19 protein-coding genes are annotated in these 18,000 nt (G+C 68.3%); 6 read left to right on the forward strand and 13 right to left on the reverse strand.

The window, feature by feature from the left end; genetic code table 11:
- Nucleotides 1-30: 30 nt before the first annotated feature.
- Nucleotides 31-1,023: a GlxA family transcriptional regulator gene (locus ACQEVO_RS25500; protein ID WP_432917964.1), complete on the reverse strand. Its 993-nt coding sequence runs from the start codon at nt 1,021-1,023 to the stop codon at nt 31-33.
- 127 nt (nt 1,024-1,150) lie between these two features.
- On the opposite strand from ACQEVO_RS25500, the gene ACQEVO_RS25505 reads away from it, so the two are divergent.
- Both ACQEVO_RS25505 and ACQEVO_RS25510 read left to right on the forward strand, forming a co-directional pair.
- A complete protein-coding gene (locus ACQEVO_RS25505) occupies nt 1,151-1,582 on the forward strand; it encodes a VOC family protein (protein ID WP_432917967.1) in 432 nt (143 codons plus the stop codon).
- A 71-nt stretch (nt 1,583-1,653) separates the two neighbouring features.
- The gene (locus ACQEVO_RS25510; RefSeq protein ID WP_432917969.1) at nt 1,654-2,367 is read left to right on the forward strand and encodes a hypothetical protein; all 714 of its coding nucleotides are present in this window, start codon (nt 1,654-1,656) and stop codon (nt 2,365-2,367) included.
- Nucleotides 2,368-2,385: 18 nt separating this feature from the next.
- Here the strand turns inward: ACQEVO_RS25510 and ACQEVO_RS25515 are convergent, their stop codons facing one another.
- The 6 genes from ACQEVO_RS25515 to ACQEVO_RS25540 all read right to left on the reverse strand — a co-directional run bounded on the left by ACQEVO_RS25515 (nt 2,386) and on the right by ACQEVO_RS25540 (nt 9,474).
- The gene (locus ACQEVO_RS25515; RefSeq protein ID WP_432917972.1) at nt 2,386-3,213 is read right to left on the reverse strand and encodes a sigma factor-like helix-turn-helix DNA-binding protein; all 828 of its coding nucleotides are present in this window, start codon (nt 3,211-3,213) and stop codon (nt 2,386-2,388) included.
- Between the two features lie 1,032 nt (nt 3,214-4,245).
- Complete coding sequence (locus tag ACQEVO_RS25520; protein WP_432917975.1) at nt 4,246-5,406, reverse strand: acyl-CoA dehydrogenase; 1,161 nt, start codon at nt 5,404-5,406, stop codon at nt 4,246-4,248.
- Between the two features lie 113 nt (nt 5,407-5,519).
- The gene (locus tag ACQEVO_RS25525; protein ID WP_432917978.1) at nt 5,520-6,224 is read right to left on the reverse strand and encodes a TetR family transcriptional regulator; all 705 of its coding nucleotides are present in this window, start codon (nt 6,222-6,224) and stop codon (nt 5,520-5,522) included.
- A gap of 33 nt (nt 6,225-6,257) precedes the next feature.
- Nucleotides 6,258-7,508: a hypothetical protein gene (locus ACQEVO_RS25530; RefSeq protein ID WP_432917981.1), complete on the reverse strand. Its 1,251-nt coding sequence runs from the start codon at nt 7,506-7,508 to the stop codon at nt 6,258-6,260.
- A gap of 243 nt (nt 7,509-7,751) precedes the next feature.
- On the reverse strand, nt 7,752-8,279 hold the full coding sequence (gene purE, locus ACQEVO_RS25535) for a 5-(carboxyamino)imidazole ribonucleotide mutase (RefSeq protein ID WP_432917984.1): 528 nt from the start codon (nt 8,277-8,279) through the stop codon (nt 7,752-7,754).
- Nucleotides 8,272-9,474: a 5-(carboxyamino)imidazole ribonucleotide synthase gene (locus ACQEVO_RS25540; protein WP_432917987.1), complete on the reverse strand. Its 1,203-nt coding sequence runs from the start codon at nt 9,472-9,474 to the stop codon at nt 8,272-8,274. The genes purE and ACQEVO_RS25540 overlap by 8 nt, the downstream gene beginning before the upstream one ends.
- 57 nt (nt 9,475-9,531) lie before the next feature.
- On the opposite strand from ACQEVO_RS25540, the gene ACQEVO_RS25545 reads away from it, so the two are divergent.
- Nucleotides 9,532-10,083 (forward strand): GtrA family protein, encoded by a 552-nt coding sequence (locus ACQEVO_RS25545; protein WP_432917990.1) that lies wholly within the window; start codon nt 9,532-9,534, stop codon nt 10,081-10,083.
- A gap of 22 nt (nt 10,084-10,105) precedes the next feature.
- Here ACQEVO_RS25545 and ACQEVO_RS25550 read toward each other — a convergent pair whose 3' ends face one another.
- The 5 genes from ACQEVO_RS25550 to ACQEVO_RS25570 form a co-directional block, all read right to left on the reverse strand.
- The gene (locus ACQEVO_RS25550; RefSeq protein ID WP_432917993.1) at nt 10,106-11,416 is read right to left on the reverse strand and encodes a sensor histidine kinase; all 1,311 of its coding nucleotides are present in this window, start codon (nt 11,414-11,416) and stop codon (nt 10,106-10,108) included.
- A gap of 1 nt (nt 11,417) precedes the next feature.
- Nucleotides 11,418-12,095 carry a response regulator transcription factor gene (locus ACQEVO_RS25555; protein WP_030522487.1) on the reverse strand — a complete coding sequence of 226 codons (678 nt, stop codon included), beginning with the start codon at nt 12,093-12,095 and terminating at the stop codon, nt 11,418-11,420.
- Nucleotides 12,096-12,146: 51 nt separating this feature from the next.
- Nucleotides 12,147-12,659 (reverse strand): PH domain-containing protein, encoded by a 513-nt coding sequence (locus ACQEVO_RS25560; protein ID WP_432917997.1) that lies wholly within the window; start codon nt 12,657-12,659, stop codon nt 12,147-12,149.
- A 74-nt stretch (nt 12,660-12,733) separates the two neighbouring features.
- Nucleotides 12,734-13,531, reverse strand: a complete 798-nt coding sequence (locus ACQEVO_RS25565; protein WP_432918000.1) for a biotin--[acetyl-CoA-carboxylase] ligase — start codon at nt 13,529-13,531, stop codon at nt 12,734-12,736.
- A 224-nt stretch (nt 13,532-13,755) separates the two neighbouring features.
- Nucleotides 13,756-13,902, reverse strand: coding sequence for a hypothetical protein (locus ACQEVO_RS25570; protein ID WP_432918003.1), 147 nt, complete (start codon nt 13,900-13,902; stop codon nt 13,756-13,758).
- Between the two features lie 305 nt (nt 13,903-14,207).
- Between ACQEVO_RS25570 and ACQEVO_RS25575 the strand changes: the two genes are divergently transcribed.
- The 3 genes from ACQEVO_RS25575 (at nt 14,208) to ACQEVO_RS25585 (ending at nt 16,959) form a co-directional block, all read left to right on the forward strand.
- Entirely contained in the window at nt 14,208-15,848 is a 1,641-nt protein-coding gene (locus ACQEVO_RS25575; RefSeq protein WP_432918006.1) for an acyl-CoA carboxylase subunit beta, read from the forward strand.
- Nucleotides 15,849-15,959: 111 nt separating this feature from the next.
- On the forward strand, nt 15,960-16,292 hold the full coding sequence (locus ACQEVO_RS25580) for an acyl-CoA carboxylase subunit epsilon (protein ID WP_432918009.1): 333 nt from the start codon (nt 15,960-15,962) through the stop codon (nt 16,290-16,292).
- Nucleotides 16,293-16,311: 19 nt separating this feature from the next.
- Entirely contained in the window at nt 16,312-16,959 is a 648-nt protein-coding gene (locus tag ACQEVO_RS25585) for a Maf family protein (RefSeq protein ID WP_432918011.1), read from the forward strand.
- Here ACQEVO_RS25585 and ACQEVO_RS25590 read toward each other — a convergent pair.
- On the reverse strand, nt 16,891-17,847 hold the full coding sequence (locus ACQEVO_RS25590) for a helix-turn-helix transcriptional regulator (RefSeq protein ID WP_432918014.1): 957 nt from the start codon (nt 17,845-17,847) through the stop codon (nt 16,891-16,893). The genes ACQEVO_RS25585 and ACQEVO_RS25590 overlap by 69 nt on opposite strands.
- Nucleotides 17,848-18,000 lie beyond the last annotated feature (153 nt).

Raw genomic sequence — 18,000 nt, forward strand, 5'->3', positions numbered from 1 at the left:
GGCCGGCCGATATCGCCGGGTGGACCCGGCTCACCGGAGACCGGGCGTGGCGCGCAGCTGCGCGATGGACATTTCACGGCGGCGGCGCACCAGATTACGCAGCGTGCCGGCATTGAGGTAGCCCACCCGGGCGGCGATCGCCTCCAGCGAGAGGGAGGTGGTGCGCAGCAGGTACGCGGCGTGTTCGAGGCGGATATCGTGGACGAAATCGCGCGGCGACATCCCCAGTTCCGACTGTGTAGCGCGTTGCAGGCTCCGTTCGGTCACACCGAGTTCCCGGGCGGCGGCGGCGATCCGGAACTGCTCGCCGAGACGATGCCGGACCCAGCGTTCGAAAGCGGCGACGAGTGAATTGCCGTGGGCCATGACCTCCGGCACGATATGCCCGGCCTGCGCGCGTCCACTACCGACCACCAGATACCGGGCGGCCTTCTCGGCCAGTGCCGGGCTCACCAACTGGATCAGGGACAACGCCAGATCCACATGCGAGAGCGAGGCACCGGCCGTGGTCACTGCCGGCGTACGGCACAGGGTGAGCGCTTCGTTCAGGGCGACCGCCGGGTAGCGCCGCCGGAAGGCCGGGCCCAGCCACCAACTGGTGGTCGCCGCACGCCCGTCGAGCACGCCGGCTTCGGCGAGGAAGAACGTTCCGGTACACGCGCCCGCGATGTGCACTCCGCGGGAGTGGGCGCCGCGGATCAGCTCCAGCACGGGCGAATTCTCGGCCAGCGATATCCGGGTGGTCAGGGACGGCGCGTCGAGCACGTTGATCGCCGGCACGATCAGCACTGCGGGACCTTGCGTTTCATCGCACGGCGCGCCCGGATCGGCCACCGGCACCGTGGGAATCGTGTAGCCGTTCCCCGACCGCACACTGCCGGCGATCGACACCGTCCGGACCCGCCACGGCGGTGGTGGCGCGGCGAGCGTTCCGCGGAGCGAGTTGGCGACGGCGAAGGTCTCCAGGACCGCGGCGAGTCCCAGATCGGCGACATCGTCCATCACCAACACACTGACGTCCATGTCGGAAACGGTACCTAAGATGTCGTATCCGACACTTCATTACGCTGCGAATCCGGCCTACTGTCGATCCGGTCAGCCCACCGGAGCACTCCGGTCCGCACCACGATCTCAGATCCCGGAGCCCCCGATGCCTCTCGTCCCGACCGCCGGAACTCATCACCTGCGGTTGACCGTCACAGATATTCAGCGTTCGCGCAGCTTCTACCAGGACGTACTCGGTTTCGCGGTGGCCGCCGAATCCCCGGGCGATCCGGACGATCCGGAAGTGCGCACCGACCCGTTCCGCCTCTACGGCGGAGTCGTGTTCGAGGCCAACGGCATGCTGCTCGGCCTTCGCCCGGTGGCCGCGAAGTCCGACCGCTTCGACCCCGACCGGGTGGGCCTCGACCACCTCAGTTTCACTGTCGCCGCGCGCGATGACCTCATCGACGCGGCAGCGCGCCTCGACGAGGCCGGGATTCCGCACGGACAGATCATCGACATGACCGATCTCGGCATAGCGATCCTCGCCTTCGACGACCCGGATGGCATCCAACTCGAACTCACCGCACCGATCTGATCCCTCGCGGCGCCGAGAACACCGACGCGGTAACAGGACCGATACCGACACCGACGCGAAGGACTCACCCGATGAACGGTCATACCTGTCCCGATCTCAGCGACCTACCGCCGTTTCCGCGTCTGTGGGCCCGCTGGACGGTCACCGCGGCAGCGTTCGCCGCGGCGCGCCGCCCGTGCGGACCGCGGGTACTGCCGTTGCTGGGATGGTTCGACAACGGCCGCGACGGTGGGGCCGTGCTGCATGTTCTTCCCGACGGCCGGGCGGCGCTCTGGGGTGAGATCACGACCGCCGGCGAGCGGGGTGCGGTGGTCTTCCCGTTCGGCTGCCGATGGGAAGACGACCGCTGGCACCAGGTCGAACCCATTGTCTGCGACCATCACTCGGCGGCACTGCCGGATATCTGGAGCACAAACGAAACCCTCGATCGTGTTACGGCCGTTCTGGGTGGGCACGAGGAACCACGGCGCGCAGCGGTGCTGGCGCTGCTGCGCGCCGCGGAGACCGGCACCGTGACACACCCACTGATCGCCGACGCGTTCGGCGATCCGGAGTTCGACGCCGGATACGCGACCAGCCAGTTCGCGATGGCCGGGGTCCTCGTGGCCGGCCCGGGATCGCCGGTCGTCCCGGTGACCGGCGGCGGTGTCCCCAACGCCTCGCCGCCGGGCCGGTGGGGACAAGCGCGACTGCCCGGTCGACACCTGCCGAGGGTGCGTCGTACGGATTCCGCGAGCCGCATTCCGGCGCTGCACGGACCGATGCGGTATTGCCACCCCGGATAGCATCCCGGGCGGGCGGGTTCAGTCCCGTGTAGTGAACGGCCCGGCGACGGGACGGCTCCCGGTCACCGCGCCCTCGGCATCGAGTTCGCATTCGATGATCGCGCTGGTCGACCGAGCGGACGGTTCGTAGAGTTCGGAAACGTTGCCGTCCAGCCAATGCGCGACACCGTGCGATCCGGCGCTCGTCACGCCCGCGATCTGGACGATCACCCGGCCGGCTTCCTCGCGGCGGCCGAGGAAGCCGATATCGGTGGTGGGCCCGCCGGCTCCGGGCGAGGTGTACCGCTCGCCGGTGGCCTTGTCGACGAGACACCATTCACCGTCGACCTTTTCGAGGCTCACCGCTTCGTCGCCGGCCAGCAGATTACGCGCCACCGGAGCGACGCCGGGTTCGCCGATCACCACCGCGTCCCCGGGCGGCACCTCGTCGGAATCGGGGTCGATTTCGAATCGTGAAGACACCAGCGAGAGCCGGGCCAGCACCTGCTCGACGAGCTTCTGGGCCGCCCGGTCGTTGGCTTCGTCGGCCGGGCCGTATCGCCCGTCCCCGGCCGCCTCTCGCCGCGGCACCCCGATGGCGACCGGACCGACGCCGAAGAAGGCCCGTTCGGCCGGCGGCGCACCCGATTTGATCTGGCTGATCCGGCCCTTGGTGATTCCGAGCCGTTCCGCAATCTCGGTGTAGCTCAGGCCGTTTCGGTGCGCTTCTTCGATCGCTTCCTTACGCAGCCGCGCCAGTTCGGCGGCCCGCTGCTGGTACAGCGTGATCAGTTCGGTCGCCCGCCGGCCACGCCGGATGGGATCCGGCTCGGAACGGACCTGCTCGAACTCGCCTGTGCCACCCACGCCCTGAGTCTAGAGAGCGCCGCTTGACCACATCAGCCGGTAGACGTAATATCCGTGTTTATCCCCCCTAAAAGTTCCGCGGTACCGTCCTGGCCCACAGGTTTAGGAAGCATAAACCACCACATGAACGCCCGCACACCGATTCCCGGTACGCGGGCTCCGGCGAACCACGAACATACGAGGTCATCCGATGAACCATGATCGTCCACGCCTGCCCTCCCGACCCCCCGCGAACCGTGCCATGGCCGCGACGCTGCGCCTGTGGCACCTCGGTGAATGCTCCGACCCGGAAATCCTGGCGCGCGTTGCCGCCGGGCTACGAGAACAACCCGCACCATCGCGCGACACCGGCCCCGGAACCCACTGAACGCGGAGGACAATCGATGCCACACCGGGAAGAACCGGCCTGCCCCTGCGGGCACGAACCCTGGATCCACCGCGGAATGCTCGTGGCCACAGCTGCTTCCGGTCGTTACCGCTGCCCGGAAACCCTGCACTGCCTGCACGGCACAACCCTGGAGAACGGGCGGATCGCCGACCACTGGCGCAACGTCCCCGGCGAATGCCCCTGGGTCGGAACGAAAGTCACCGAGCAGCCGCGCTGCGCGTGCGGCCGCGGCCCGTGGATAAAACTGCGCCACCTCCGCATATTCCTTCGCAAAAATCTCACCGGCCCAGTGGTTTCCATCTCTTGCCCGGGCCTGTGCCCCCGCCCCCACGTCGCCGTCCACGACCACCACATCTGCGACCACCCCCGCGACCACCGCACCCCGTGCCCCTGGTCCGGCACCAGAATCGCCCCGATCGGCCAGGCACCACCCCTTTTCGTTGTGAACCCGGTGTCTGCCTGACACATTCGGCCGCACGCCGGCCGCGTCGCTCCGGTTTCGTACGAGCCGATGTCGTCGGCCACCTCACGGCACAACGGGCTCCGCCGGCAGGGGAAGCCGGCGCCGCCCGCAAACGAGCACGGCCGTCCGGCGACCGGGGTCGAGGCCCCGGCCGCCGGACAGCCGCCGTGATCCGGGAGAACTATCCCTTGAGCAGGGCGCGGGACATGACGACCCGCTGGATCTGGTTGGTGCCTTCATAGATCTGGGTGATCTTGGCGTCGCGCATCATCCGTTCCACCGGGAAATCGGTGGTGTAGCCGGCGCCGCCGAACAGTTGAACCGCGTTCGTGGTGACCTCCATCGCCACATCGGAGGCGAAGCATTTGGCGGCGGCCGAGATGAAGCCCAGGTTCTTCTCACCACGTTCGGCGCGGGCGGCCGAGGTGTAGACCATCAGCCGGGCGGCTTCGATCTTCATCGCCATATCGGCCAGCATGAACTGCGTATTCTGGAAATCGGCGATGGCCGTGCCGAACTGTTTGCGGTCCTTGGTGTAGGCCAGGGCCGCGTCCAGGGCGCCCTGCGCCAGGCCGACGGCCTGCGCGCCGATGGTGGGACGGGTGTGGTCGAGGGTCTGCAGGGCGGTTTTGAAGCCGGTGCCGGGTTCGCCGATGATGCGGTCGCCGGGGATCCGGCAGTTCTCGAAGTACAGTTCGGCGGTCGGGGAACCCTTGATGCCGAGTTTGTGCTCGAGCGGGCCGACCACGAAACCTTCATCGTCCTTGTGCACCAGGAAGGCGGAGATCCCGTTGGCGCCCTTGTCGGGGTCGGTCACGGCCATCACGGTGTACCAGGACGATTTGCCGCCGTTGGTGATCCAGCATTTGGACCCGTTGAGGATCCAGTCGTCGCCCTCCTGTCGGGCCCGGGTGCGCATACCGGCCGCGTCCGACCCGGCTTCGCGCTCCGACAGCGCGTACGACGCCATCTCACCGTTGACGATATCGGGCAGCACCTTCTGCTTGAGCTCCTCGGAGCCGTTGAGGATCATGCCCATGGTGCCGAGTTTGTTCACCGCGGGGATCAGCGAGGACGACCCGCAGACCCGGGCGACTTCCTCGATGACGATGCAGGTCGCCACCGAATCGGCGCCCTGCCCGCCGTAGGCCTCGGGAACGTGCACGGCGTTGAAGCCGGCGGCATTCAGTGCCGTCAGCGCCTCTTCGGGGAAGCGCGCGTGCTCGTCGACGTCCTTGGCGTGCGGCGCGATTTCCTTCTCGCACAGGGCGCGGATGGCCGCACGCAGCTCGTCGTGGAAATCCTCGAGCTTGAACAGATCGAAATCCGGGTTTCCCGCCATGGGTTCACTCCTGGTTGCCGGTGCGGTGCCACTCGTCGGCACTCGGTGTCAGATCTTCTGCCACTATACCGCCTGCATGCCGAACTGGACGGTGGGGATAATGGCACTCAGTGTCACTCGGTGGCCGTCTCCGTCAAACTACCCAGCCGCTCGTGCAGCAGTTCGGCGACATGCCGGGCGGGCAGGTCGCGGCGGAAGACCGCGAGCACCAGTTCCTCCCCGCTGTCCGACCGGCGATCGCCGCGCGGGATCGCGCTCAGTTCGGCCCGCAGATCGGCGGGCCCGGCCGCCGACTCCCCCCGCACCATGCGGCGCAGCAGATAATTGTGGGTCGCGGTCACCGCGGCCGTGAACTGCACCCGCGCCAGATCCGAGGAATCCGGCAGCCGCTCCCGGAGATAGTCGGTGAACAACCGCTCGTAGCGGAACACCGTCACGATCTCGCGATCGCGTAGCGCCGGTACCCGGCGCACCACGTGGTAACGGCGCTCGGCGATATCGCGCCAGCGCGTGAACCGCTCGAAAACCTGCACCACGGCCTCGCAGACCGCCTCCCACGGGTCGCCCTGCGCCTGCCGCAAAAACTCCTGCGCCGCGAGCAACTGAGCCTCGTGATCGGCGAAGATCACATCCTCTTTGGACCGGAACTGCCGGAAGAACGTACGCCGCGAGATACCGGCTGCCTCGGCGATCTCATCGACCGAGGTCGCTTCATAGCCCTGTTCGGCGAACAAGCGCAGCGCCTCGTCCACCACACCCAGCCGGAATCGGACGAGCTCGGCCCCACCGGCCCGGCGCACGGGTTCCTCGTTCTCCATAGCGCCACCGTATCGAGCGGCGGACCCGGTCCGTCAGAGCCGTCGGTCTCCGGTCACGCGGACCGCCGCGCCGCTGAACAGCAGGTCGGGGTCACGGCGCGACCCCGGCGCGGCCGCCACCAGGCGCGCCTGCGGGAGCAGCATGCGCAACTGGTGCAGGAAGACCTCGACGGCAAGGGTCGCCGACTGTTTGCCGGGACAGATATGCGCACCGAAACCGAAGGTCAACGGCATCTTCCCGGGACGCCGCAGACTCAGGCAGTCCGGGAACGCCGCGGGGTCGCGGTTCGCGGCGGCGAACATCACCAGAACCGGTCCGGCCGGTAGCTCGGTCCCGCCGGCGAGAGTGACCGGGCGCAGCACCCGGCGCTTCCAGGCGACCAGACCCGGATCCAGCTGCAGGATCTTGGCGGCCACTTGCCCGGCCGTGGCCGGGTCGGTCAGCAACTCCCACCAGACGCGGCCGGGATCGCTCAGCAGCCGCTGGACACCCTGCTGAATACTGCCGCTGACGGTGTGCACTCCGGCCGCCAGCGAATTCGCCACCGCGGACACCGCCACCCGGCGTGGGATACCGGCGTCCCGCAGCCGCGTCGCGAAACCGACAGTGCCACTGCGCAGATTGTGATCGACGGCCCGGCCGCTCACCGTGAACAACTGTCCCAGCGCCGCCACCGCATCGGACAGCTCGCGCCCGCGCATCCGCCGGCCGAGCAGCCCCGACTGGGCGCCGCTCCACACCGCAACCCGCTGCCATTCCCGTTCGGGTAGGCCGACCGCGGATCCGGTCACCCGGGTCGCATAGGCGATCGACAGCGCTGTCACATCCAACTCGGTTGTCCCAGCGGGGAGTTCACGGAGCGCGGCGTGGAAGTGTGCCGTCATGGCCGCCGCCTGCCGGGGCCGGTCCGCGGCCGGGATCCGGAAATGACCGGCCGGTCCGGCCATGGTGTCCCAGACCTGTTTGTGCAACCGCCGATCGGTCAGATCCGCGGTCGCCTTCGCGGGTAGCGGCAGCAGATGCCGCACCAGATGCGGGATCGCCCCCGGGGTGGCCGCGATCCGCGGGTATCCGACCAGCGGCTCCAGTGCGTTCGCTGGGGTGATCGCCGGTGATCCGGCGTCCAGCACCTCACGGACATCGTCGTACTTCCAGATCATCCGCAACCCGGAGGCGTGCCGGTAGGCCCGCCCCGGCCAGTCGTGCAACCGCCGGTACCGCTCGTCCCGCTCGGCGAAGGACAATTCGTTCGCGGTCACCGTCGCGAAAGGGAACTCCGCCACCGACACCACCTGACACACCATCCGATACAACAGCCGGATCGTAGGCCGCGGGACCGGCCGGCGCTCCCCGGCGGCGGGAGGTCTCGGCCCAGCAGGCTGGTGCGCGGCGCGCCGGATCAGTGGGCTGTCACCCGCGGTCTCCGGGCCGGCCACTGCGGGCCGGGGCAATGTGTTGTCGCGCGCCCACGCCCGTGGCGGCGTGCCTACACTCCGGCCATCGCCGGGCCCCGGCACCGAGCCGTCTCAGCCGAGCAGACGTTTGCGCAGCGCCTCGTCCTTCTCCAGGACCATCGTCTCGAGGCCGGCCTGGAACTGTTCCATACGCGCACGCAGGGCCGGGTCCGCCGCACCGAGGATGCGGGCGGCGAGCAGGCCCGCATTGCGGGCGCCGCCGATGGAAACCGTGGCCACCGGCACCCCGGCGGGCATCTGGACGATCGACAGCAGGGAATCCATACCGTCGAGGTATTTCAGCGGTACCGGGACACCGATCACCGGCAGCGGCGTCGCCGACGCCACCATGCCCGGCAGATGGGCGGCGCCACCGGCGCCCGCGATGAGGACCTTCAGGCCCCGGCCCGCGGCGTCGCGGGCGTAGTCGAGCATCCGCTGCGGGGTGCGGTGCGCGGACACCACGCCGACCTCGAACCGGATACCGAACTCCGCCAGCGCCTCGGCGGCGGCCTCCATGGTGGGCCAGTCGGAATCACTGCCCATGATCAACCCGACCGCGGGCGCACCCGCGGCACCACCCGTCACCACGTCACTCATGCGGATCCCATCCGTCGGTCCAGATCGCGTGCGACATCCAGTGCGCCGCACGCTCGGCGCGTTCGCGGACCACCGCCACGTCGTCGCCCAGTATGTTCACATGCCCGATCTTGCGGTCCGGGCGTTCACCTTTGCCGTACAGGTGCACCTTGGCGTCCGGCATGCGGGCGAACAGATGATGCAGCCGCTCGTCCATCGACATCGCCGGCGCCTCGGGCGCACCGAGGATATTCGCCATCACAGTGACGGGAGCCAGCGGGCTGGTATCGCCGAGCGGGTAGTCGAGCACCGCGCGCAGATGCTGTTCGAATTGACCGGTACGCGCGCCGTCCATCCCCCAGTGACCGGAGTTGTGCGGGCGCATGGCCAGCTCGTTGATCAGGATTTCGCCGGCCTCGGTTTCGAACAGTTCGACCGCCATCGCCCCGACCACCCCGAGATCGCGGGCCAGCCGCAACGCGAGTTCCTCGGCCTCGGCCGCCAGCTCCTCGGGCAGGTCCGGGGCCGGCGCGATCACCACGGCGCACTGGCCGCGACGCTGCACGGTTTCCACCACCGGCCAGGTCGCCGCCTGCCCGTAGGGCGAGCGGGCCACCATAGCCGACAGTTCCCGTTTCAGCGGGACCCGGATCTCGGCCAGCAGTTGCACCCCGGCGCCGAGCTGTTCGGTGGCGATCTTCGCCGCCTCCTCGGCGTCGGCAGGCATCCACACACCGCGCCCGTCGTACCCGCCGCGGATCGCCTTCAGCACGATGGGCCAGCCGTGTTCGTCACCGAAACGCACCGCATCGGCCTCGGATTCGACCACGGTGAACGCCGGTACCGGCAGCCCGCGCGCCGACAGCTCCGTGCGCATGGCCAGTTTGTCCTGGGCGAAACGCAGTGCCTGCGGAGGCGGGAGCACGTTGACGCCCTCGGCGACCAGCGTCTCCAGGTGTTCGGTGGGCACATGTTCGTGGTCGAAGGTCAGCGCATGCGATCCGGTGGCGGCGCGGCGCAGCGCGTCCAGGTCGGTATGGCTGCCCAGTACCACATCGGGACTCACCTGGGCGGCCGGGTCGCCGGGTCGTTCGGCGAGTACCCGGAGCCGCTGCCCCAGTTCGATGGCCGCCTGATGCGTCATCCGCGCCAACTGGCCGCCGCCGACCATGGTGACGGTCGGCATCGCCGCGGGATCGAATCTACGAGCGTTCACGTCGGTCAATACTGTCACGTCCTGCGCGAACGACTGCTAGCGGTATGCTCTGGCCTTGTGTCATTCGTCGACGACGTGGTGCGCGTCCTACCGCAGCCCCTGCAGGATATTGCCTTCCGGCAACGCGAACTGATCAAGTTCGCCATTGTCGGGGCGACCACGTTCGTGATCGACAGCGGCATCTTCTACGCCCTGAAGTGGACGGTTCTGGAGGAGAAGCCGGTAACGGCCAAGATCATCGCCGGTGTCATCGCGGTAATCGCCTCCTACATCCTCAACCGCGAATGGTCGTTCAAGAATCGCGGGGGGCGCGAACGCCATCACGAAGCGCTGCTGTTCTTCGCCGTCAGCGGGGTGGGCGTGGTGCTCAGCATGCTCCCGCTCTACATCTCCCGCTATGCCTTCCAGCTGCACCAGCCCACGGTCAGCTTCATGGTGGAGAACATCGCCGACTTCATCAGCGCCTACATCATCGGCAACCTGCTGCAGATGGCGTTCCGGTTCTGGGCCATGCGGCGCTGGGTCTTCCCGGACGAGGTCGACCAGATGCTGGAACAGCTCGAGGACTACGTGGAAGAGGAACACCACCGCCGCCCGCTGGGCCGCTGACTTCCCAGGGTCGCCGGAGCCCTCAACGCGGTTCGCCGACCCGCCGATTCTCCATCCGCGCCGCCACCGGTTTACCGAGGAATACCGCGAACAAGGCCGGCCGGCGGCGTTGTAGTTCCAGCCGGCCGCCGTCGGCTTCGATCAACGCGCGGGCCAGCGCCAGACCCACTCCGGTCGACCCCGCCCCGGAGAACCCGCGGTCGAAGATATGCGGCGCGAGTTCGTCGCTGACCCCGTCCCCTTCGTCGGCCACCTGCACGCACACCAGCGGCTCGCGGTCCTGACCAGGCCGCACCGTGCGCACCGAGACCGTACAGGTCCCGCCGCCGTGCATCAGCGCGTTGTCCACCAGCACCGTCACCGCCTCCCGCAACCGGGAACCGGTGATCGGGGCGCGTAGCGATTCGTCACCGGTCAAGGCCAGCGTGCGGCCCGCTTCCCGGAACGGATGCGTCCATTCGGCGACGATGCCGCGCAGTTCGTCCATCACCGGCACCGGATCGCGGTCGGTGGCGTCCTCGTCGCGGGAAGCCCGGACCAGATCGTCGATCGCCTCGGTCAGCCGGTCGACCTGGGCCATGGCCTCCTCCGCCTCGTGCACCACCGCCGGGTCGGAATGCGCGGACAGTTCGTCCAGCCGCAACCGGACCGCCGTGAGCCGGCTGCGCAGCTGATGCGAGACATCGGCCACCAGCGCGTGTTCGCGCTGCAATCGCCCGGCGATCTCCACGGTCGCCGAATCGAGCACATCGGAGACCCGGTCCAGTTCGGCGATACCGTGCCGCCGCGGATCCGGGCGGAAGTCCCCCATGGTGAGCCGTGCGGCGCGGGCCGCGACATCGCGGATCGGGTCGGCAACGCGGCGCGCCGTGACGATGGCGACGGTGATCGCCGCCCCCAGCGATACCGCCACCGCCAGCCCCACACCCGCCACCGCCTGCCGTTGCCGGGCTTTCATCGGGGTCGCGGGCACCTCGAGCCGCAAGGAGCCCTCGGTGCCCATCGACAGGGATTCGACGAGCGGATCGTCCACGCCGACCGCGCCGATCTCCACCTTCGCGGCGTTGTCCTCGGGCGCGGGGTACACGATCGTCAGCCGGCCCCCCTCCGGGACGAGCGGTTGGACAGTACGCAGATCGAGCCCGCCCCGCACCACCCCGGTACCGCGTTCCTGGCCGATGATATCGGTGGAGATCTGCTCCAACCGGCCACGCAGATCGTTGCGGGTGATGTCCTCGACCCACAGCCACGCCGTATAGGTCAGCGGTACGCCGAGTACGACCGTGGTCAGCATCAGCACGGTCAGCATCGACCGCAGGATCCGGCGCCGCACGTCAGTCGGTGTTCAACCGGAAACCGACACCGCGCACGGTGACGATACGCCGCTCCGCCATCGGGCCCTCGTCCCCGATCTTGCGGCGCAACCAGGACATATGCATATCCAGGGTCTTGGAACCGCGGAGCTCCGCATCGCCCCACACCTCACGCAGGATGGTCTCCCGCGGCACCACCTGACCCGCCCGGTCGATCAGTACCTTGAGCAGTTCGTACTCCTTGTTCGCCAACCCCACTTCCACCCCGTTGACCAGCACCCGCCGCGCCGCCGGTTCCAGCCGGATACCGCCCACCTCCACGGTGTCGTCGCCGATCCCGCTGCGCCGCAGCAGCGCCCGCACCCGGGCCAGTAGTTCGGCCAGGCGGAACGGTTTGCCCACATAGTCGTCGGCGCCGGCGTCGAGACCGACCACGAAATCCACCTCGTCGGTGCGGGCAGTCAGCATCAGCACCGCCATCTCGGCGCCGCGGGCACGGACCTGCCGGCAGACCTCCAAACCGTCCATTCCGGGCAATCCGAGGTCGAGGATCAGCAGATCATGATGTCCTTCCAGCGCCCGGTCCAGCACCGCGGGACCGAAACTCTCCACGGTCACCGAATAGCCTTCGCGGCCCAGCGCCCGCGACAGCGGCGCCGCGATGGCCTCGTCGTCTTCGCCCAGCAATACGGCGGTCATGCGACCAGATTACGGTCCGGAACCCCCGCACCCGCGCGCCGCCGCGACCGATCAGTAACCGCCGCGCCGCGGCGACGCCTCGAAAACCTGGTGGTACAGCAGGGCATGCACCTGTTCCACATTCGGAATGTCGGCGTATTCCAGCGGTTCCTCGGACGAGGAGCCGATGATCAGCTCGCCGGTACCGAACATCCGGTCCACCAAGCCGTGCCGGAACTGCACGCTGGAAATCCGGCTCATCGGGATATCGAGACCGCTGTGGGTGAGCACACCTTCACGGACCAGCACCCGACGGTCGGTCACGATGAAATGCGTCGACTTCCAGTCCAGGATCGGCGCCACACTGCGCCACGCCAGCACCGCCAGCCAGATCGCCAGAATCGCCAGCAGCGCCACCGTGCGCATCGGCGGGTCGACGGTGCGCCACACCAGGCCCCCCAGGAACCCCGCCAGCGCGGTCCCGGCGATCAAGATGATGACGGGCCACAACAGCATCTTCCAATGCGGGTGGGTGTGCAGGATCAGCTCCTCATCGGGCGCCAGCGCATCCTCCGGATAACCCATGCACAAACTGTATCTGTGTTTTTTGGCGTCGCCTTCTGCGACGCGGGTTTGAGCGGGCGTGGGTCCAGGCGGTTTCACTCATTGGGGCGGAGGTGGGTGATGTCTCCGGCGGCGACGGCTTCCTCGCCGATCAGGAGGCGGCCCGCGGAGTCGATATCGCGGGCGATGCCGGTGAGCAGTCCGCCGCCGGGGAGTTCGGCACGGACCGGGGTGCCGAGGGTCGCGCAGCGTTCGCGGTAGGCGTCGGCGAGGGTGGCGGTGTCCCAGCCCGAATCGCGCCAGGTGGTGTAGCGGCGGGCGAATTCGGTGAGCAGGGCCAGGACCAGTTCGGTGCGATCGGGGTCGGGGACATCGCACAGGGTGAGCGAAGTCGCGTGCGGAACCGGCAGTTCATCGGCGCCGAGGCTTACATTCACCCCGATCCCCATCACCACGGCCGGGCGCGGGCCGGCGGCGACCTCGGCGAGGATGCCCGCGACCTTGCGGCCTTCGATCAGCACGTCGTTGGGCCATTTCAGGGCGGCCGGCACACCCGTCGCCGACCGCAGGGCATCGACCACCGCGGTCCCGGTGAGCAGCGGTAGCCAGCCGAGCAGTTCGGGGTCGAGGCCGGCGGTACGCACCAGCATCGACAACGAGATCTGCGCGCGGGGCGGGCTCGCCCACTGCCGGGCGAGCCGGCCGCGGCCCTGCTCCTGGGCCTCGGCCAGAAGCACGAGGCGATCGACTTCCGGGTCGTCGGCTCTGGCGAGCAGATCCGCGTTGGTGGAGCCGGTCGATTCGACCACCTCGACCCCGGTGAAGAACGCCAGTTCCGGAGTTTCGGTGAGCGCGCGCCGCAAACGTTCGATATCCAACGGTGGCCTGTTCACCCCGGGCAGGTTACTGCGTCATGGCGCTGTGTCATGGCGCCGCCTCCGGCGGCGCGGGGTTCGGGGCCCCCTTGGTCTCGTTCTTCACTCCTCCGCTCCTCCGCTTCGCTCCCCCGCTCCGTCGCTCCAGAACGAGACGGGCCCCGAACCACTGAGGTGAACCGAACCAACGGAGGTGGCGCAACCACTCACCGGTGCCGGAGGTCGGCTGGAAAATGCCGGGGTTATCCCACGAGGTCGAAGACGTCGGCGGAAACCGGGCGCTGGATGTCCATGGCCTCGGTTTCCGCCTCGCCGGTTTCGGTTTCCGTTTCGGGAACCTGGTCGGTGACCGTCGGTTCCGGCTCGGTCACCCGCCGCGTGAATGCCACGGCTTCCGGGTATTGACCAGTACGAGTCGTCCAATGCCACATTGCCGGTCACCTCCCCTCTCTGCCGCCAAAATTGGCCTGTTGCAAGGGTATTGCGTAAGGTACCGAGCGGGAAAGCGAATTAATTGCCACTCACCGGTCACAGCGGTGCCCCACAGTCGTTGTGACCTTTCCGCGCCGCGATTTCCGGTACACATAACGACCTGCGGCGACCGACCCACCTGGGGTTTTCAGCACCAGGGTCTACTCACGAGTAGCGAGATCTGGGTTAACAGAGCGATACGGCTCTGGTTACACTCCGAGCCATGACGAGTGTCCAGCAGCAGCCCACGCCGGATTCGGCAGGTGCGCCCGATATCCACACCACCGCCGGCAAACTGGCTGACCTGCGGAATCGGCTGGAAGAGGCCCAGCATCCGATGGGTGAGGCCGCGGTCGACAAGGTGCACGCCAAGGGCAAGATGACCGCCCGGGAACGTATTCTCGCCCTGCTCGACGAGGGTTCCTTCGTCGAACTCGATGCCCTGGCCCGGCACCGCAGCGTCAACTTCGGTCTCGACAAGCAGCGCCCCCTCGGCGACGGCGTGGTGACCGGTTACGGCACCATCGACGGCCGCGAGGTCTGCATCTTCAGCCAGGACTCCACCGTGTTCGGCGGCAGCCTCGGCGAGGTGTACGGCGAGAAGATCGTCAAGGTGATGGACCTGGCGCTCAAGACCGGCCGCCCGCTGATCGGCATCAACGACGGCGCCGGCGCCCGCATCCAGGAGGGTGTCGTCTCACTCGGCCTCTACGGCGAGATCTTCCACCGCAATATCCAGGCCTCGGGTGTGATCCCGCAGATCTCGCTGATCATGGGCGCGGCCGCGGGCGGGCACGTGTACTCCCCCGCGCTCACCGACTTCGTGGTGATGGTCGACGAGACCAGCCAGATGTTCATCACCGGCCCGGACGTCATCAAGACGGTCACCGGCGAAGAGGTCACCATGGAGGAGCTGGGCGGCGCCCACACCCATATGGTGAAGTCGGGTACCGCGCACTATGTGGCCTCCGGGGAACAGGACGCCCTCGACTACGTCAAGGATCTGCTGTCCTACCTGCCCAGCAACAACCGCGCCGAAGCCCCGCGCTTCCCGGCGTCGGATCCGATCACCGGCGCGATCGAGGATTCGCTCACCGAGGAAGACCTCGAACTCGACACCCTGATCCCGGATTCACCGAACCAGCCCTATGACATGCACGAGGTCATCCGGCGGCTGCTCGACGACGACGAATTCCTCGAGATCCAGGCCGAGCGGGCCGCCAACATCATCGTGGGCTTCGGCCGGGTCGACGGCCGCAGCGTCGGCATCGTGGCCAACCAGCCCACCCAGTTCGCCGGCTGCCTCGATATCGATGCCTCGGAGAAGGCCGCGCGCTTCGTACGCACCTGCGACGCCTTCAACGTCCCGATCATCACCCTGGTCGACGTCCCCGGCTTCCTGCCCGGAACCGACCAGGAATACAACGGCATCATCCGGCGCGGCGCCAAACTGCTCTACGCCTACGGCGAAGCCACTGTGGGCAAAATCACGATCATCACCCGTAAGGCCTACGGCGGCGCCTACGACGTGATGGGCTCCAAGCATATGGGCGCCGATGTGAACCTGGCCTGGCCCACCGCCCAGATCGCGGTCATGGGTGCCTCCGGCGCGGTCGGATTCGTGTACCGCAAACGCCTCGCCGAAGCCGCCAAAGAGGGCGCTGACGTGGACAAACTGCGCCTGGAGCTGCAGAACGAGTACGAGGACACGTTGGTGAATCCGTACGTGGCCGCCGAGCGCGGTTACGTGGATGCCGTGATCCCGCCGTCGCATACGCGCGGCCAGATCGTGTCCGCCCTGCGGCTGCTCGAACGCAAGATGGTGACCCTTCCGCCGAAGAAACACGGCAACATCCCGCTGTGATCCAGCGATAGGCTCTGTAGGCCGCACACTGATTTCGGGTACGTGATCGGTGTAAGGCGATCGGCCCGAACTACGCGAGCCCGATCGAGGTAAGAGAGAGGATCTGGCACTGTGACGATTGTGGCAGAAGAAGAAGTATTGGCCGCAGCCGAACTGGACCTCGCCACCGGGGATCTGGCAGCCGATACCGCGAGCGAAAACGTGAGCCCTGCCGCCGACGCCGCCGAGGGCCGGACGCCGTTCCTCGTCATCGAGAAGGGTTCCCCCAGCGACGCGGAGATCGCCGCGCTGGTCTGCGTATTCGCCGCGGCGGCCGCGAGTGCGTCCGCGACGCCCGCCGACAACGGGCCGCTGGATATGTGGGGCCGGCCGACCTTGCTGCATCGCGGCACCTCGCCGTTCTCGCCCTACTCCTACCCGCAGCTGTCGAACCTGCGTTTCTGACGCCCAGGAGATCCCACACGTGACCCGGCTGGTCCTCGCCTCCGCGTCCCCGGCCCGCCGGTCGGTGCTGCGCGCCGCCGGTATCGAACCGATCGTCCGGATATCCGACGTGGACGAGGACGCCGTGGCGGCCGCGCTCCCCGCCGGTACCGGGCCACGGCAGGTGGTCGTGGAATTGGCGCGGGCCAAAGCGCGCGCGGTGGCCACCGCCCTCGCCGCGGAAACGCCCGGGCCGGGTGACGATCTCGTTGTGGTCGGTTGCGATTCGATGCTGTTGATCGACGGCACCCTGCAGGGCAAACCGCATACCCCCGAGGTCGCCCAGGCCCGCTGGCAGGCCATGGCCGGGCATTACGCCGACCTCGTGACCGGCCATTGTGTGCTGCGGCTCCGGGCCGGAACCGTCACCGCCGAGGCCGTCGACTGCAGCGCGACCACGGTGCATTTCGGCAAACCCGACCCGGCCGAACTGGACGCCTATATCGCCACCGGCGAACCCTTGCAGGTCGCGGGCGCGTTCACGCTGGACGGCCTGGGTGGCTGGTTCGTCGACCGGATCGACGGCGACCCGTCGAGCGTTGTCGGCATCGGACTACCGCTATTGCGCCGGCTGCTCCAGGAAGTGGGCGTGGGTATCGCCGAACTGTGGGCCGCCGGCCGGCCCTGATACCGGCGCCTGCCGCAGCACCCGGCCACCCTGCTGCCGCACCGCGGAGGTGAACGGACCGGCCGCACCCGGTAGTGGACCGGTGTCGCGGGCGGCCGAAGGCGGCGGCAGCTGGCTCGCCGCCGGTACGGTCTGCCCCGACGCCCGCGTTATCCGGCCCGCTCGCCCGGCGGCCGGATCGATCGGCCCCGACGCCGGTCGCGGCGCGACCTGATGCTGCTCGGCGCCCGGCGGGGCATCCGGCGCCGGTGGCACCCGCCGCAAACGCACCTCGCAGACCTCTTCGGCGACGAACGGGACGAGTTCGGCCTCGACCGTCCCCTCGGCACCCGACCGTTCCAGCAGTTCCGCGAGCAGACCGCGGTGCACGCCGCACACCACCTCGGTATGGGTGCGCGCGAGATCGCGTAGCGGGCAGGCCGTCAACCGGATCACCGCGGCGTCGTCGGCATCGCGGCCGGCGGTGGTATCGCGTTCGGGCGCGAAACCCAGCTCCGACATCAGCGAAACGGTCCGGTCCTTGGCGTCGCGCACCGATTCGACGGGATCGCCGGAGGTGTCGAGCTTGCCGCCCCACACTCGACCTGCGGCCATTCCGGCCGCCGCCTGCCGGTCGGGATCGGGGCCGAGCTGATCGGCCAATGCCTGGGCCAAGTCCTGGTAGCCGATGCTGCGCTGTACCGCGCGATACCCGATCCGCGGCCGGCCGCGACCCCGCGGCGGCTGCTGGAACTGCCGGACCAGCGATTCCCGGGTCAGAATATCCAGGTGGAAGCGCACCGTCGTAACATGCTGGCCGGTGATCTGCGCCAGTTGCTGGGCGTCGAGGGGTTCGCTCGCACTGCGGAGGATCGCCAGAAGACGCCGCCGCGGCCAAGAGTCAGACATGGCTCACCCCTCCTTCGGGGAGACTTTATCGGAGCCGTACGCGGCTAATTCGCCCATTGCACCGACTTTGTGCTCTGCAACAAGTTCACGTCAAGTCACACTTACTATGCACAGTGCGGCTCGAACCTGTCGTCAGCACTGCCCGCCTCCTGT

It is taken from the genome of Nocardia sp. CA-290969 (genome assembly GCF_050936135.1).
GTDB lineage: Bacteria > Actinomycetota > Actinomycetes > Mycobacteriales > Mycobacteriaceae > Nocardia.

Bases quoted from the DNA above. Each gene is read 5' to 3' on its own strand.
- ACQEVO_RS25505 (WP_432917967.1), top strand. From the start codon at position 1,151: ATGCCTCTCGTCCCGACCGCCGGAACTCATCACCTGCGGTTGACCGTC.
- ACQEVO_RS25575 (WP_432918006.1), top strand. From the start codon at position 14,208: ATGACGAGTGTCCAGCAGCAGCCCACGCCGGATTCGGCAGGTGCGCCC.
- ACQEVO_RS25590 (WP_432918014.1), bottom strand. From the start codon at position 17,847: ATGTCTGACTCTTGGCCGCGGCGGCGTCTTCTGGCGATCCTCCGCAGT.
- purE (WP_432917984.1), bottom strand. From the start codon at position 8,279: ATGAGTGACGTGGTGACGGGTGGTGCCGCGGGTGCGCCCGCGGTCGGG.
- ACQEVO_RS25520 (WP_432917975.1), bottom strand. From the start codon at position 5,406: ATGGCGGGAAACCCGGATTTCGATCTGTTCAAGCTCGAGGATTTCCAC.
- ACQEVO_RS25500 (WP_432917964.1), bottom strand. From the start codon at position 1,023: ATGGACGTCAGTGTGTTGGTGATGGACGATGTCGCCGATCTGGGACTC.
- ACQEVO_RS25560 (WP_432917997.1), bottom strand. From the start codon at position 12,659: ATGGGTTATCCGGAGGATGCGCTGGCGCCCGATGAGGAGCTGATCCTG.
- ACQEVO_RS25525 (WP_432917978.1), bottom strand. From the start codon at position 6,224: ATGGAGAACGAGGAACCCGTGCGCCGGGCCGGTGGGGCCGAGCTCGTC.
- ACQEVO_RS25555 (WP_030522487.1), bottom strand. From the start codon at position 12,095: ATGACCGCCGTATTGCTGGGCGAAGACGACGAGGCCATCGCGGCGCCG.
- ACQEVO_RS25510 (WP_432917969.1), top strand. From the start codon at position 1,654: ATGAACGGTCATACCTGTCCCGATCTCAGCGACCTACCGCCGTTTCCG.